This is a genomic window from Actinoplanes oryzae (assembly GCF_030757795.1).
Classification (GTDB): domain Bacteria; phylum Actinomycetota; class Actinomycetes; order Mycobacteriales; family Micromonosporaceae; genus Actinoplanes.
In genome coordinates, this window is sequence record NZ_JAUQWH010000204.1 from 1 (window position 1) to 14,559 (window position 14,559).

Sequence of the window (14,559 nt, forward strand, 5' to 3'; positions counted from 1 at the left end):
CTCCGCCGTCAAGTAGCGGTGCGGCCAGTCGACCACGACCTCGTCCGCCCCGGGGAAGCGCGACTCCGTGGCGAACACCGGCCGCGCGTCGCACACGGTCACGTGGTAGCCGAGGAAGGATCCGATCCGGGCCACGGCGGCGGCGTGGTCGGTCGCGCCGAAGACGAGCATCCGCGCGGCCGGGGCGAACGAGGTCACCAGCACCGAGAGACCGCTTCCGCGCCGCTGGCCGTCCGGGCCGTAGCGCAGGATCCCCGTACGTCCGGCGGCGAGCAGCCCCCGCCCGTCGTCCGCCGCGGCGTCGTCGGCCCGGTCGTGCCCGAGCGTGCCGAAGCGCGCGTCCGGCGTGACGACGAGGTGCCGGCCGATCCGGTCCGGCGGCCCTTCGATGCAGGTCAGGAGCGCGACCGGGGTGCCGGCGTCGACGAGCCCGGCGAGCGTGCCGAGCTCGGGGAAGCCGGCCGGCTCCACGAAGACGTCCAGCGTGCCGCCGCACGGCAGCCCCACCTCGAACGCGTCGTCGTCGGACACCCCGAAGCTGGCCGTCCGCGGCTCCCCCGAGGCGGCGGTTTCCCGGCACAGCTCGTAGACCGCGCCCTCCACGCAGCCGCCCGAGACGCTGCCCGTGGCGGCGCCGTCGGCGCGCACGAGCATGGCGGCGCCCGGCCGGCGGGGCGCGCTCGACCACGTGGCCGTCACGGTGGCCAGGCCCGCCGCTTCACCCTGCCGCCACGCCGCGACCAGCTCCGGAAGCACCTCACGCATCCCTGGATCCTATGGCCGTACGCGGGAATGCGCCTGCCCCGGAATTTTGTCCTGAACAAACCTTATTAATCCGATCGCCGCGCCCGCTCGTGTTGTTGATCCAGTGCGGGTTGTCCGGCAGGGCGACCCCGGTGCTCAGCGGCTGGCATCCCGCTTGCCGCCCGACGCAGGGAGACGTACGTGGCACAGCGATCACGCAGGACCCGGATCATCGCCGTGGCAGCCGTGGCGGCCGCCGCCGTCGCCGCGACCGTGACGACCCAGCTCGCCTCGGCGGCCGAGAACGAGACCAAGGCCGACACGGTCGTCACCGAGACCATCCAGGTCGACGGGGTGTTCGACGGCGCGGGGCAGCGCTTCGTCGGCGGCGGCGAGCTCGGCGACGGCGGGCAGGACGAGGGGCAGGACGCGCTCTTCGAGCTGGCGGACGGCGCCACGCTGCGGAACGTGGTCCTCGGCTCCCCCGCCGCGGACGGCGTCCACTGCTCGGGCAGCTGCAGCCTGCTCGACGTGTCGTGGGAGGACGTGGGCGAGGACGCGGCGACGTTCCGGGGCGAGAACGCGACCGTACTCATCGAGGGCGGTTCGGCATCCAGCGGGACCGACAAGGTGTTCCAGGACAACCGCGGCGCCGGCGGGTCGGTGACCATCCGCGACTTCACGGTGAGCGACTTCGGCAAGCTCTACCGGTCGTGCGGCAACTGCGACGAGCAGGCCGCCCGTACGGTGACCATCGAGAACGTCACGGCGAACGCGCCCGGGAAGGTTCTCGCCGGGGTCAACGCCAATCTCGGCGACCGGGTCACCATCTCGGACGTGACGATCCCCGCGGACACGCACGTGTGCGAGCTGTTCGAGGGCAACGACACCGGCGAGGAGCCCACGAAGATCGCCGACGAGCCGGACGGCGTGACCTGCGTCGCCACCGGAGTGACGACCAACTGATCGATCCTCGCCGGGGCCCGCACGGCCACGGATCTCGACGCGCCTCCTTCGCTCGGCGCCTGCTGTGACCGGCGTCGCCAGGCAGCCGGCAGGCAGTGATCGATGCTCGCCGTGTCGTGCGCGGGTCGCCGGGCCGCTGATCATAGGGTGGGCGCATGCCTGGATCGCTGAGCGCCACGAAGACCCGCGCCGCCCTGCGCACCTCCGCGAAAGTCTCGCTCGAGGTGCTGCTGGTGCTGCTCATGACCGCCGTGGCGCTCTGGCTTCTCGGGAAGGCGTGGTCGATCATCTGGCCGCTGGTCATCGCGCTGCTGCTGACCACGCTGACCTGGCCGCCCGTACGCTTCCTGCGCCGGCACGGCTGGAAGCCCGCCCTGGCCGCCTCGGTCGTCACCGTCCTGGCGCTGCTGATCGCCGCCGGCACCCTGGTCGGCATCGCGGTGCCGGTGGCGGGCCAGTCCCCGCAGCTCGCCGACGGCGTGGTGGACGGCATCCAGCAGCTGCGCGACTGGGCGTCCGGCCCGCCGCTCAACATCCAGGACGACCAGATCACCCGGGCCCTCGACTCCGCGATCGGCCAGATCCAGGGCCGGGCCAGCGACATCGTCAACTACACGGTCACCGGCGTGAGCACCGTGGTCAACGGGGTCGTGACCACGGTGCTGGCGCTCTTCCTGATGTTCTTCTTCCTCAAGGACGGTCCGCGCTTCCTGCCCTGGCTCACCCGCCAGCTCCCGGGCCGCCTCGCCGTCGACGTCCCGGCCGTGACCGAGCGCAGCTGGAACACCCTCGGCGCCTTCGTCCGTTCCCAGGCCTTCGTCGGCCTGCTCGACGCGGTCTTCATCGGCCTCGGCCTGTGGATCGTCGGCGTCCCGCTGGTGCTGCCCCTCGCCGTCCTGACCTTCGTGACGGCCTTCATCCCGATCGTGGGCGCGCTCTTCGCCGGCTTCGTCGCGGTGCTGATCGCCCTGGTCTCCAACGGCTGGACCGACGCCCTCATCGTCCTGGGCATCATCGTCCTGGTCCAGCAGCTCGAGGGCAACGTCTTCCAGCCCATGATCCAGAGCCGCGGCCTGGGCCTGCACGCCGCCGTGGTCCTGCTCGCCGTGACGCTCGGCGGCAGCCTGGCCGGCATCGTGGGCAGCCTGCTCGCCGTGCCGGTGTCGGCGGTGATCGCGGTCATGTGGGCCTACCTGCGCGAACAGCTCACCGATCCGGAGCCGGCGCCGCCCACCGAACCCGGACTGGTGCCGCCCACCGTCCCGGACGATCCGCCGCCCGCCGCCGCCGGGGCCTGACCCTCAGCCGGCGGCGACGACCGCGGCGCGCAGACGGGTCAGAGCGTCCGCCCGCGCGCCCGCGAACGCCGGCTCGTCCCGCGCCCGGGCCGCCCGGACCGGCACCGGCCACGGCATCCGCCCGTCGAGCGGGAGCGCTTCCCCCACGGGAAGCCCTCCCCCCGCCGGAAGGGTTTCCCCGCCGGCATTCCTTTCCCCGCCGGCGCTCCTTTCCCCGGCGGCGCTCCTTTCCCCGCCGGCACTCCTTTCCCCGGCGGCAGGAGACCCAGCCGCATCCACCGCTTCGCCGAGCAGCGCGGGGCCCCACGAGCCGCCGAGCACCACGCAGCCCGGATCCGCGAGGGCGACCACGGCGGCGACGACCCCGGAGAGCGCATCCCGCAGGACGGCGGCGGGATCCGGCTCACGCAACGCGGCGAGCAGCCGGCCGGTGTGGATCCCGCTCGACCCCGCCCGCCGCAGCCCCAGCTCCGCGAACACGTCGATGAACCGCACGGCCCGGCCGCCCGGCCCGGCCGTGAGCAGGTAGGCGATCTCCCCCGCCAGCCCGCGGTTCCCCCGCTGCACCACGCCGTCGCTCACGACGGCGCACCCCAGACCCTCACCCAGATACAGGTACGCGAAGTCGCGCGCACTGTCATCGACCTCGGCACGCGCGGCCCAGTTGACGTCGTTGTCCACGGTGACCGGGCCGTCCACGTACGTCCCGAGCACCGCCACGGCGTCCAGCTCCCCCACCAGAAAGGGCGCGTCCGGCAGCTGCACCAGCCGACCCGTCGCCCGGTCCACCGGATCCGCGGCGCTCACCACCGCCAGCCGAGGACGCACCGCCGCCGGCCTGGCGTCGGCAGCCGGCGGCGACCCCGGGACGAGCGCGGGGCGCACTCGATCGCCGGCCCCGGCGCCACCAACCCCGGCGGACGCGACCCCGGCACCGACCGCCGTGGCGACCACGTGCTCGAGCGCGCTCGCGACGTCGGCGGGCCGGGCCGGGCGGCGGATCTCCTGCCGCGCCCGGGTCACCGTGGACCCGTACACGTCGACGATCTCGGCCACGACCCCCTCCGGCGCGATGGCCACGGCCAGCGCCGTCCCCGTGGATCCGGCGAGCGCGTAGTAGGACCCGACCCGGCCCTTGCCGCGGCCGCCCGGCGTGCGCTCGCCCGTGTCGACGAGCAGCCCGCGCTCGGTCAGGCGGCGGACACTCTCCCCGGCGGTGGGCTTCGAGATCCCCGTCTCGGCGGCGAGTTCCGCCCTGGTCAGGCGCCGGTGCCGCATGAGGGCGCGCAGCACGTGTTCGTCCGTGACCGAGCGGACCAGGTCGAGCGACGGCTTGGCGGATTCCACGTGCCGATTCTAGACAGGGCCCTTGCCTGGAAGCCGCCGACGCGCTTACCGTCATTCAAGTAAGGAGAGCTGACTAGAGGAGGGTTCGCCATGTCGACGCCTGTACGCACCGCCCTGCCGCACTGGGAGGAGACTCCCGCCGACCTGCCCGCCGCGGTGCGCGAGATCAAGGGCGCGCTGCGGGCCCGGATCGCGGCGTCCGGCCGTACCGTCGAGGAGGTCTTCGGGGTGGTCGAGGCCCGCGTCCGGGCCGCCGTCGAGGAGATCGAGGCGGCCCGGGCGCGTGGGGAATCCGTCTGGCCGGTCATCGAGTACGAGCAGCTCGCCACGGGATCCGTACCCGAGGAGCAGCTCGCGTTGCTGCGCCGGCGCGGCTGCCTGGTGGTGCGCGGGCACTTCCCGCGGGAGCAGGCGCTCGCCTGGGACCGGGACATCGTCGACTACGTGGACGGCAACCACTTCTTCGAGAACTACCGCGGCCCGGGCGACGACTTCTTCGGCAGCGTCGGATCCAAGCCGGAGATCTACCCGATCTACTGGTCGTCCGCGCAGATGCAGGCGCGGCAGAGCGACCGGATGGCGCGCGTGCAGGCCTTCCTCAACAGCCAGTGGAAGTACGAGTCGGAGGGCGTCCGCTGGTTCGACCCCGAGCGCGACTCGCTGTATCCCGACCGCATCCGGCGGCGTCCCGAGGGAGCCGACTCGGACGGCCTCGGCACGCACCTGGATCCCGGCACCCTCGACCTGTGGATGACGTCGGCGAACCAGCGCGCCTTCCGGCACCTGTTCGACGGCACCGCCGAGCAGTACGACCCGTGGGACGCCGCCCACCGCACGGACGGCCCGCAGTACCCGGGGTCGACCATGTGCTCGGCCTTCCGCACGTTTCAGGGGTGGACCGCGCTGTCCGACATGGATCACGACCAGGGCGTCCTGCACACCGTCCCGATCCCCGAGGCGATGGCCTACCTGATGCTGCGCCCGCTGCTGTCCGACGTCCCGGACGACGACATGTGCGGCGTCACGGTGAACCAGGTCTTCCCCGCGAGCGAGAAGTGGCACCCGCTGCTGATGCGCGCCCTCGCCGGCATCCCCGACGTCCGCGCCGGCGACTCCGTGTGGTGGCACTGCGACATGATCCACAGCGTCGCCCCGGTGCGGAACCAGCGAGGCTGGGGCAACGTCATGTACATCCCGGCCGCCCCCTGGTGCCCCCGCAACGAGCGCTACGCCGAGTCGGTGCGCGCGGCCTTCGCGAGCGGCGACAGCCCGAGCGACTTCCCGCCCGAGCACTACGAGCGCACCTGGCCCGACCGCTTCCCGCCCGCCGCCCTCACCGACACCGGCCGCCGCGGCCTCGGCCTCTGACCCACCCGAAGGCGCCGGCGCGGCCGGGGCCGCACGCCCGGGCCGCCGCACACCGGCTCGGGCGTGCGGCCGGCACGAGCAGGCCGGGGCGACGCGCGCGTCAAGCGGCCCGGGCGTGCACAGACGGCACGAGTGTCAGCCCGCACGGTCGCACAGACGGCACGGCGTCAAGCCACGCAGACGCGCATAGGCGGCGTGGGCGTCAGGCGCGCGCGGGCGGCGCAGGCGTCAGGCGCGCGCGCGGGCGGCGCGGGCGGGCGGGCGGGCGGCGCGGGCGTCAGGCAGCGCGGGCGTCAGGCGGCGCGGGACAGCGTCTCGAACTCCTCGTCGGTGAGGGTGATGTCGGCGGCGGCGAGGTTCTCCTCGAGGTGGGCGACCGAGGACGTGCCCGGGATCGGCACCATCACGGGCGAGCGCCGCAGCAGCCACGCCAGCGCCAGCTGGCCGGTCGTCGCGCCCGGGTGCGCCTTGGCCACCTCGTCGAGCGGGCCGCCGGGCCGGGCCAGGGTGCCCGCGTCCACCGGCGCCCACGGGATGAACGCGATGCCCTGCTCGGTGCAGTAGTCCAGGAGCTCCTCGGCGCGGCGGTCGCCCAGGTTGTAGCGGTTCTGCACCGAGGCGACCGGCACGCCCGCGGCCTGGGCCTGCCTGACGTCGTCGACGGTGACCTCGGAGAGGCCGATCTGCGCCGCCAGCCCCTCGTCCACGAACGACTTGATCTCGGCGAACTGCTCCTCGCGGGGCGTGCGCGGGTCGATGCGGTGCAGCTGCCACAGGTCGATGCGCTCGACCCCGAGGCGGCGCAGCGACATGAGCAGGCACTGGCGCAGGTATTCGCGCCGGCCCAGGGCGACCCACACATTCGGCCCGGTGCGGGTGAAGCCGCCCTTGGTCGCGATGACGACGTCGCCGTAGCCCTTGCCGTCGTGCAGCGCCTCGCGGATCAGCTCCTCGGAGTGGAACGGCCCGTAGGAGTCGGCGGTGTCGATGAACGTCACGCCCCGCTCGACCGAGCGGCGCAGCACCCGGACGGCCTCGTCATGGTCGCGCGGCGGCCCCCACACGCCCGGGCCGACGATGCGCATCGCGCCGTAGCCGAGCCGGTGCACGGCACGCCCGCCGAGCTGGATGGTCCCGCTGTCCGCGACGCCCATGGGTCTCTCCTGAGGAAGCTGCCGGATCGATCACCCCAAGCTAGACCGCACGACCCGCCGCTGCCACGTGACGAGAATCAACCCGGCAAGAAGATGGCCGCGACCCCGCCAGGTGGGGTCGCGGCCACGGAATGCCGGTCCGGCACGCCGGCGGACGAGCCGGCCAGGGGGAGGATCAGACGGCGAACTCGTCCAGGCGCGTACGCAGCTTCGCGAGCGCCTTGGTCAGCAGCCGCGAGACGTGCATCTGCGAGATGCCGACCTGCTCCGCGATCTGCGACTGCGTCATGTTGCCGTAGAACCGCAGGCTCACGATCTTCTGCTCGCGCTCGTCGAGGGAGGCGAGCGCCGGTCCGAGCGACACGCGCAGCTCGGCCAGCTCGAACTCGGGGTCGGCACCGCCGAGGGTGTCGCCCAGCTCGGTGCTGCCGTCCGCGCCGACCGGGGTGGAGAGGCTGGCCGAGTTGTAGGCGCGGGCGCCCTCCAGGCCCTCGAGGACCTCTTCCTCGGTGATGCCGAGGTGCTCGGCGATGTCGGAGACCTGCGGCGACCGGCCGAGGCTGTGCGTGAGGGCGCTGTTGGCCGCGGTGATGGCCAGGCGCAGCTCCTGCAGGCGGCGCGGGACGCGGATCGACCAGGTGCGGTCGCGGAAGTGGCGCTTGAGCTCGCCGATGATCGTGGGGATCGCGAAGCCCGCGAAGTCGACGCCCCGGTCGGCCTCGAAGCGGTCGACGGCCTTGATCAGGCCGACCACCGCGACCTGGTAGAGGTCGTCGGTCGGCTCGCCGCGGCCGGCGTAGCGGTTGGCGAGGTGGCGCGCCAGCGGCAGCCACGCCTCGATGGTCCGGTCGCGCACGGCCGGGCGGGACGGGTGCCCCGCGGGGAGGCTCGCCAGCGCGTTGATCAGCTCACCGGCACGGTCCGTGCTGGCCGACGCATCGGCCGAGGTGTCGGTGTCGGGAGCGGACACTGCGACGACGGTCATGAAGGGCTCCTGTTCGTGACTACTTCCCACGCGTGGACCGCTATTGCCCGCTGGTCGCCCGTCCCCAAACTCGTCCGAACGACCGAATTTGCACCGACGAAGGTATGATCGCCGGCATCATCCGTTACGGCAATGCGTTTGATCCGGTCACGACCGGGTAGCGCAGAAGGTTGCCGACAGGGCTTTCACCACAACGTGAGGAAGCCGATGTATCCGCCGCCTTCCTGGTCCTCCCGCGTCGAGCACCTCGACGGCGTACGCACGGTCGTCCTCACCGGAGACATCGACCTGACCGGCGCCGACGAGGTGCGCCGGCTGCTCCTCGGCGAGCTCGACGAGCCGGGCACCGCCACCGTGGTGGCCGACCTCGGCGGCGTGCCGTTCCTCGACTCGGCCGGCCTCGGCGCCCTGATCAGCGCCTTCAACCACGCGCAGGACCACGGCCTGCGGTTCCGCATCCAGGGCCCGCAGCACGCCGCCCGCCGGATCATGGAGATAGCCGGCGTCTACGCCCTGCTGACCGGGTCATGACCCGGCGAAGGACGACGGCACCACCGCCGCGTAGGCGGGCGGCGCCGCGACCAGCCCGCTCCCCTGGTGGAACCGGGCCGACGTCGCATAGGCCGCCTCCCCCGGCGCGGGCGTAGCCGGAATCTCCTGCTGCAGGACAGGCACAAGCGCTCGCACGGTCGCCGGGTCCATGGTCGTCTGATACTTCTGCAGCAGCCGGCCGACGGCGGCCGCGTCGCCGTGGATCGCCTGCTCCGCCGACGCGAGCGCCCGCACGAACGCCGCCACCGCGGGCCCCTTGCGATCGAGCACCTGCTGCGTGGTGAAGGCCACCCCGTGCAGCGCGCCGCGCAGTTCGGGGACGTCGCCGCGGGCCGGGCTGATCAGGATCCGCCCGATCCGCTGCGCCTCGGCCTGCTGGCCGATGGGCTGGAAGAACGACAGCGCGTCCACCCGGCCGGCCTTGAGGGCGCCGAGCGAGGCGGACGCGTCGGCTCCCAGGTTGACCATGGTGACGTCGGTCCTGGCGTCCAGCTTCTGCTGCTTCAACAGGTACGTCAGGAGCGCCTCGGTGCCGCTGCCCGGTCCCGTGATGCCGACCTTCTTCCCGCGCAGCGCCTGCACCTTGGCGGCGAGGGGCCCGTCCGCGGCCGTGGCGGCGATGCCCGGCCCGGCGATGATGTCGACGTAGTACTCGGTGACGAGCGCCGCCACCACGCGCATCTCCGGATTGATCTTGAACAGGTTGAACGCGTCGGTCATGACGCCCGCGCCCACATCGATGCTGCCGGACTGCAGGGCGGCGGCGAGCTTGGCGCCCGTGCCCAGCCGGGGCCGCTCGCCGAGGGTCAGCCCCTCGGCCGCGAAGGAGCCGTTCTCCTCGGCCACGAAGAGCGGGAAGAAGGCGACCGAGTTGCTGATCTGACCGACGCCGAGCCTCATCGCGTCCGCTCCGGTGGCGGGCTTGTCCGCGTCCTTGTCGAGGCATGCGGCCAGCGGCAGGGGCAGGGTGGCGGCGAGGGCGGTCGTGAGAAGGGTGCGGCGGGACACGACAGGCATGCGAGCTCCCGGGATCAGTCGGTGAGGGGCTTCCAGCGGTTGGCGCGGCGGCCCAGCAGGGTGACGAGCGCGTTGAGGGCGGCGGCCACCAGGCTGAGGACCACGAGCGTGGCGAAGACCCCGTCGGTGTCGAACTTCGCCGACGAGTCGCTGATCAGATAGCCCAGGCCCCGGTTGGAGGCGACCAGCTCGCCGATGACCGCGCCGATGAGGGCGTACGGGATGGCGACCCGCAGCCCCGTGAGCAGGCCCGTCAGCGACGCGGGCAGCATCACCTTGAGCGCGATGTCGCGGCGCCCGCCGCCCATGAGCCGCACGGCGTCGACCAGCGCCGGGTCGACCTCGTGGATCCCGGCGGCGGTGTTGAGGAAGACCAGGAAGAAGACGGTGACCGCGGCGAGCAGGACCTTCATCGACGTGCCGATGCCGAACCACACGATGAACAGCGGCGCGAGCGCGACCTTCGGGATCGAGTACAACGCCATGACCAGTGGATCCAGTACGTCCCAGACGATGCGCAGGGGCGCTGTCACGTACGCCAGCAGGGCCGCCGCCCCCGCGCCGAGCAGGAAGCCGAGCACGATCTCCTGCACGGTGATCCACGTGTTGGCGGCCAGCGTGCCGTCGGCCAGCCAGTCGCCGAGCCGGGTGACGATGCCCCCGGGCGAGCTGACGTACTGCGGGTCGAGCACCCGGCCGGCGAGCACCTGCCACGCGACCAGGAACGCGACAAGCAGGATCGTGCGCCACGCCCACACCGTCGCCGTCCGGCCGTACCGTGCGCGGAGGCCCCGGCCGGACCGCTCGCGCACCGGGCCGGAGGTGGCAGCGGTCGCCGTACTCATCGGAGGGCTTCCGCCAGGCGGCGGTGCAACTGCACGAAGCGTGCGTCCACGCGCACGTCCTCGGGATCCCGCGGCCGCGGCAGGTCGATCGGCTGGTCGAGCACGATGCGCCCGAGCGGGCCGAGGACCACGACCCGGTCGGCCAGGGTGACGGCCTCCTGGATGTCGTGGGTGACGAAGACGACCGTACGCCCGGAGCCCTGCCACAACCGCAGCAGCTCCCCCTGCAGCTCGGTGCGCAGCTGGGCATCCAAGGCGCCGAACGGCTCATCCAGCAACAGGGTGTCGGGATCCCCCGCGAGCATCCGCGCCAGCCCGGCCCGGCGCCGCATGCCACCCGACAGCTCGCGCGGATAGTGCTTCTCGAACCCGCGCAGCCCGACCCGCTCGATCAGCGCCAGGGCCGCCGCCCGCCGTTCGCGCCGGCCCTCGCCGCGCAGCTCACGCGGCATCTCGACGTTGCGGGTCACGTCGCGCCACGGCAGCAGCGTGTCCTGCTGGGTCAGGTAGCCGACCTCGACGCGCGGGCCCGTGACGGCCGCGCCCCGGTGCCGGATGCTGCCACCGGACGGCCGGGTCAGCCCCGCGAGCAGGTTGAGCAGCGTGGACTTGCCGCACCCGCTGCGCCCCAGGAGCACGAGGAACTCCCCCGGCTCGACGGTCAGCTCGACGTCCCGCAGCGCCACGATGTCGTCGGCGCCCTTCGGGAACAGCTTGCTGACGCCGCGTACCTCGAAGGCCGTCATCGGGATCCCACCAGCGCGCGGCTGTTGTCCACGGCCATCGTGCGGATCTCGTCGTCGCTGAAGCCGTACTCCAGGAGCTTGTCGGCGAGCAGCGCGAGGCCGTCCTCGACCGGCGGGTTGAACGGCTGCCCGAGGTCGCTGGAGAGCACCGAGTGCTCCGGCCCGACGCGGCGGATGTGGTCGGCCAGCCGCTCCCACGAGACCTTGCCGCTGTGCGGGGTGGTGAAGCAGCGCTCCATCAGCGCGCCCCGCGCCGCCAGCTCGCGCTGGGTCTCGACGGGCAGGCGCTGGGAGGTGAACTCCGGGTGGGTGACGACGATCTTGCGTACGCCGGCCTCGGCCGCCGCCGCGACGACCGCCCCGATCTCCGGGCCGGACAGGTGCCCCGTGGCGAGCACCATGTCGTGCTTGGCGATCAGCGCGAGCACCTGGCGCAGCGCCGGCACCACCGCCCCCGCGGGATCCAGCACGTCGATGGCCGGCGCCATGATCCCCTGCTCGGCGAGCTCGTCCTGCAGCTGCGCCCACATCGGCGGGGTGGCACCCGGCGGGGCCTGCGCCCGGCTGTCGCGCTGGTTGCGCGAGTCCACGGTGGGCAGCCACACCACCCGCGCGCCCTGCCGCCCGGCGATCTCGACGGCGCCGGGGTTGAGCCCGCCGACCGAGCCGTTCAGCGTGAGGGCCCCGAGCACGTCGACGCCGGGCACGACGCCGCGGACGACCTCGGCCCGCTCGGCGGTGGGGACATAGTGCGATTTGAGGACGAAACCCGCGAGCCCCACCTCGGCGAAGCGGCGCGCGAGCGTGACGTCGTCGACCCGGCGCCGCATGACGTCGGGAGCGATGTGGACGTGGGTGTCGTAGGCGCCGGTCACGAGGGCGCGGGCGCGCTCCGACGGGCGGGGATGATCCTGGTCCGGCACGATGATCCTCCCGGTGGCGGGATCGATCGACGAAGGACGATGCCGGATTATCGTTCACAGGATTGTCAACAAAAGTCAAGAACCCCGGACCGTTTCCCGGTCCGGGGTTCTCGGCGATGCTCGTCCGCGCGCCGACGGCAGCGGGCGGCCGGGCTAGCTCCTTATGCCGACGCGAGCCCCGGGCGGCGCGCCCGATCCCGCCCCTTTCCCCCGCCGGGCGGACCGGGCACGCGCCCGCTCAGCCGACGGACGGCCCAGGCGCGCGCCCGTTCAGCCGACGGGCGGCTTGGGCAGCGCGTGCTCGGTGAAGGCCGGGCTCGCCGCCTTGGCGCGGGCCGCGGCGGACAGGGCCGACGGGCGGACGTCGGTCCGGGAGTAGAGGTACGGGACCAGGTTGTCGTCCCGCACCGTGTAACCCCAGGTCTGCCCGCCCGACGCGTTGTAGGTCACCACGGTCGGATCGGTGGCCACCGCTCGCTCAACCGGCGCCACGTCGTTCCAGACGTTGCTGCCGGCGACCGTCTCGAACACCGAGTGGACATAGGTGTCGTCGGCCCGGGCCACGACCGCGAGCGCGCCGGTCAGCGGGTCCATGACGACGTCCGGCGACCCGGCGGCCACGAAACCGCCGACCGGGGTCCAGGCGGCGTCGAACGTGCCGTCGGTCTTCTCGCCCTTGAGGACCAGCTGGCCGGCGGCGTCGCGCACCACGACACGCGTGTAGTAGCCGGTCACGGCCACCGCGGCCGGCGTACCGGTGAATCCGGAACCGCCCAGGCTGGTGAAGTCGCCCAGGGCCCCGTTGCGGTAGACCGCCGTCTGCACGGCACCGGCGGTGTCGAGCGCGAAGACCCGGATGCCGTCGCGGATGGTGACCAGGGCGGGCTCGCCGACCAGGTTGCTGCCGCCGATCTGGCGCCATCCGCCGTACGGGAGGTGGGTCCCGTCCTGCGGCAGGTGCCACAGACTGCCGTTGACCAGCGAGAACGTGACCAGCTTGCCGTCCGGGGTCTTGCCGGTGACGGGCTGCGCGGCGCTGGTGCCGCCCACGTCGGCGAAGCTGCCGTACGTGTTGGCGCCCTTGGCGGTCTGCGTCGAGAGGTTCACGTCACCGTCCGCCGTGCTGCGCAGGCCGATCTGTACCCGGCCGTCGGCCTGGGTGGCGAGCGTGGCGTGCCCGGCCCACTGGTCCAGGTTCGGCAGGGTCGGGTCGGCCGACGGGATGGCCTCCCACACGATGGACGAGGGAGAGTCCGGGTTCTCCTGGTACGCGCGGTAGGCGCGGCCCTGGTCGTTGAGGTAGGCGTACACGATGGGGCCCAGCGTGGCGCCGGTGCCGGCCCCGCCCTGCACCGCCACCAGCGGCGTCCGCGCCTGCGCGGCCAGCGGCGTGATCGACGCCGAGGTCGCGGGCGGGAAGTAGAACTGGTCGTTCAGCGCCGTGGCCGCGGTCGAGCAGGTGTACTGGTTGACCGCGGTGCTGTCCGCCGTCAGGTTGTTGTAGACGTTGAGGCACTTGTTGGTGCCCACACTGCGGATCCGGTACGTCGTCCGGCCCGACACAGGCTCGAACTTCCACAGGTTGTTCGTGGCGGTGTCCGCGCAGGTGTACTGGATGATCTGCACGTTGTTGTCGGTCTTGCCGTTCGGCACGTTCAGGCACTTGCCGGACAGGTTGTTGACGATCTGGTAGCCGCCGGTCTTCGGCACGACCCGCCACTTGTCGTTCGCGAAACTGTCGCTGCAGTAGTACTGGATGAGCACAGCGCTGTTCTCGAGGCTGCCGCCCTTGACGTTGAGGCACTTGTTCGAGTGCGCCGCCTTGATCGGCACGGCCGCCGCCGGCGTGATCGCCGCCTGCGCCGCCGAGGGCACCATGGCCACCCCGGCGGCCGCCACTACGAGGGCGGCGACCATCCGGCCGATGGTCGTTCGTTTCATCAGTCGTCCGTTCTCCGGGTGGTCCATCAGCCGACGGGGGGCTTGGGCAGCTCGTGGGCGGTGAAGCCGGAGGCCGGCTTCGCCCGCGCCGAGACACCGGCGGCGGGCCGGACCTCGCTCTTGGTGTAGAGGTACGGCACGAGGTTCTCGTCGCGCACCGTGTAGCCCCAGTTCGCGCCGCCGCTGGCCGTGTAGGTCACGATCGTCGGGTCGGTGACGACCGGACGCTCGACCGGGGTGCCCTCGGTCCACACGCCGCTGCTGGCACTGGTCTCGAAGATCGAGTGCACGTACGTGTCCTCGGCCCGGGCGACGACCGCGAGCGCGCCGGTGACCGGGTCCATGACCAGGTCGGGCGAGCCGGTGGCGGTGAAGGTGCCGAGCTGCGTCCAGTCGGCGTCGAAGGTGCCGTCGCTGTGTTCCGCCTTGAACATCAGGCGCCCGTCGGCGTCGCGCACCACGACGCGCGTCCAGTAGCCGGTGACGGCCACCGCGGCCGGCGTACCCGTGAACCCGGACCCGCCCAGGCTGGTGAAGTCGCCCAGGGCGCCGTTCTTGTAGAGCGCGGTCTGCACGGCGCCCGCGGAGGTCAGCGCGAAGACCCGGATGCCGTCCCGCACGGTCACCAGCGCCGGCTCACCGACCAGCCCGGAGCCGCCGATCTGCCGCCACG

The 14,559-nt window shown here is 72.8% G+C and carries 14 protein-coding genes; 4 read left to right on the top strand and 10 right to left on the bottom strand.

What is annotated here, in order from left to right:
• On the bottom strand, positions 1–765 hold a 765-nt coding region (locus RBH18_RS38730; protein WP_306215486.1), incomplete at its 3' end, for an XdhC family protein.
• A 180-nt stretch (positions 766–945) separates the two neighbouring features.
• Between RBH18_RS38730 and RBH18_RS38735 the strand changes: the two genes are divergently transcribed.
• Complete coding sequence (locus RBH18_RS38735; RefSeq protein ID WP_306215487.1) at positions 946–1,710, top strand: pectate lyase; 765 nt, start codon at positions 946–948, stop codon at positions 1,708–1,710.
• A gap of 155 nt (positions 1,711–1,865) precedes the next feature.
• The gene (locus tag RBH18_RS38740) at positions 1,866–3,008 is read left to right on the top strand and encodes an AI-2E family transporter (RefSeq protein WP_306215488.1); all 1,143 of its coding nucleotides are present in this window, start codon (positions 1,866–1,868) and stop codon (positions 3,006–3,008) included.
• Positions 3,009–3,011: 3 nt separating this feature from the next.
• Here the strand turns inward: RBH18_RS38740 and RBH18_RS38745 are convergent, their stop codons facing one another.
• Complete coding sequence (locus RBH18_RS38745) at positions 3,012–4,355, bottom strand: ROK family transcriptional regulator (RefSeq protein WP_306215489.1); 1,344 nt, start codon at positions 4,353–4,355, stop codon at positions 3,012–3,014.
• Between the two features lie 90 nt (positions 4,356–4,445).
• Between RBH18_RS38745 and RBH18_RS38750 the strand changes: the two genes are divergently transcribed.
• Complete coding sequence (locus RBH18_RS38750) at positions 4,446–5,723, top strand: YbiU family protein (RefSeq protein ID WP_306215490.1); 1,278 nt, start codon at positions 4,446–4,448, stop codon at positions 5,721–5,723.
• Between the two features lie 293 nt (positions 5,724–6,016).
• Here RBH18_RS38750 and RBH18_RS38755 read toward each other — a convergent pair whose 3' ends face one another.
• Both RBH18_RS38755 and RBH18_RS38760 read right to left on the bottom strand, forming a co-directional pair.
• Positions 6,017–6,877, bottom strand: coding sequence for an aldo/keto reductase (locus tag RBH18_RS38755; protein WP_306215491.1), 861 nt, complete (start codon positions 6,875–6,877; stop codon positions 6,017–6,019).
• Positions 6,878–7,052: 175 nt separating this feature from the next.
• Positions 7,053–7,862, bottom strand: coding sequence for a SigB/SigF/SigG family RNA polymerase sigma factor (locus RBH18_RS38760; RefSeq protein WP_306215492.1), 810 nt, complete (start codon positions 7,860–7,862; stop codon positions 7,053–7,055).
• 195 nt (positions 7,863–8,057) lie between these two features.
• Here RBH18_RS38760 and RBH18_RS38765 point away from each other — a divergent pair, with 195 nt between their 5' ends.
• The gene (locus RBH18_RS38765; RefSeq protein WP_306215493.1) at positions 8,058–8,393 is read left to right on the top strand and encodes an STAS domain-containing protein; all 336 of its coding nucleotides are present in this window, start codon (positions 8,058–8,060) and stop codon (positions 8,391–8,393) included.
• On the opposite strand, the gene RBH18_RS38770 is transcribed toward RBH18_RS38765, so the two are convergent.
• From RBH18_RS38770 to RBH18_RS38795, 6 genes are all read right to left on the bottom strand, one after another.
• Positions 8,388–9,431: an ABC transporter substrate-binding protein gene (locus tag RBH18_RS38770; protein WP_306215494.1), complete on the bottom strand. Its 1,044-nt coding sequence runs from the start codon at positions 9,429–9,431 to the stop codon at positions 8,388–8,390. The genes RBH18_RS38765 and RBH18_RS38770 overlap by 6 nt on opposite strands.
• Positions 9,432–9,445: 14 nt before the next feature.
• Positions 9,446–10,276, bottom strand: a complete 831-nt coding sequence (locus RBH18_RS38775) for an ABC transporter permease (RefSeq protein ID WP_306215495.1) — start codon at positions 10,274–10,276, stop codon at positions 9,446–9,448.
• Complete coding sequence (locus tag RBH18_RS38780) at positions 10,273–11,022, bottom strand: ABC transporter ATP-binding protein (protein WP_306215496.1); 750 nt, start codon at positions 11,020–11,022, stop codon at positions 10,273–10,275. Before RBH18_RS38780 ends, RBH18_RS38775 begins: the two co-directional genes overlap by 4 nt.
• On the bottom strand, positions 11,019–11,945 hold the full coding sequence (locus RBH18_RS38785; protein WP_306215497.1) for a DUF6282 family protein: 927 nt from the start codon (positions 11,943–11,945) through the stop codon (positions 11,019–11,021). Before RBH18_RS38785 ends, RBH18_RS38780 begins: the two co-directional genes overlap by 4 nt.
• A gap of 270 nt (positions 11,946–12,215) precedes the next feature.
• Positions 12,216–13,886, bottom strand: coding sequence for an RICIN domain-containing protein (locus RBH18_RS38790; RefSeq protein ID WP_306215498.1), 1,671 nt, complete (start codon positions 13,884–13,886; stop codon positions 12,216–12,218).
• A 26-nt stretch (positions 13,887–13,912) separates the two neighbouring features.
• Positions 13,913–14,559: hypothetical protein (locus tag RBH18_RS38795; RefSeq protein WP_306215499.1), on the bottom strand; the 647-nt coding region annotated here is incomplete at its 5' end.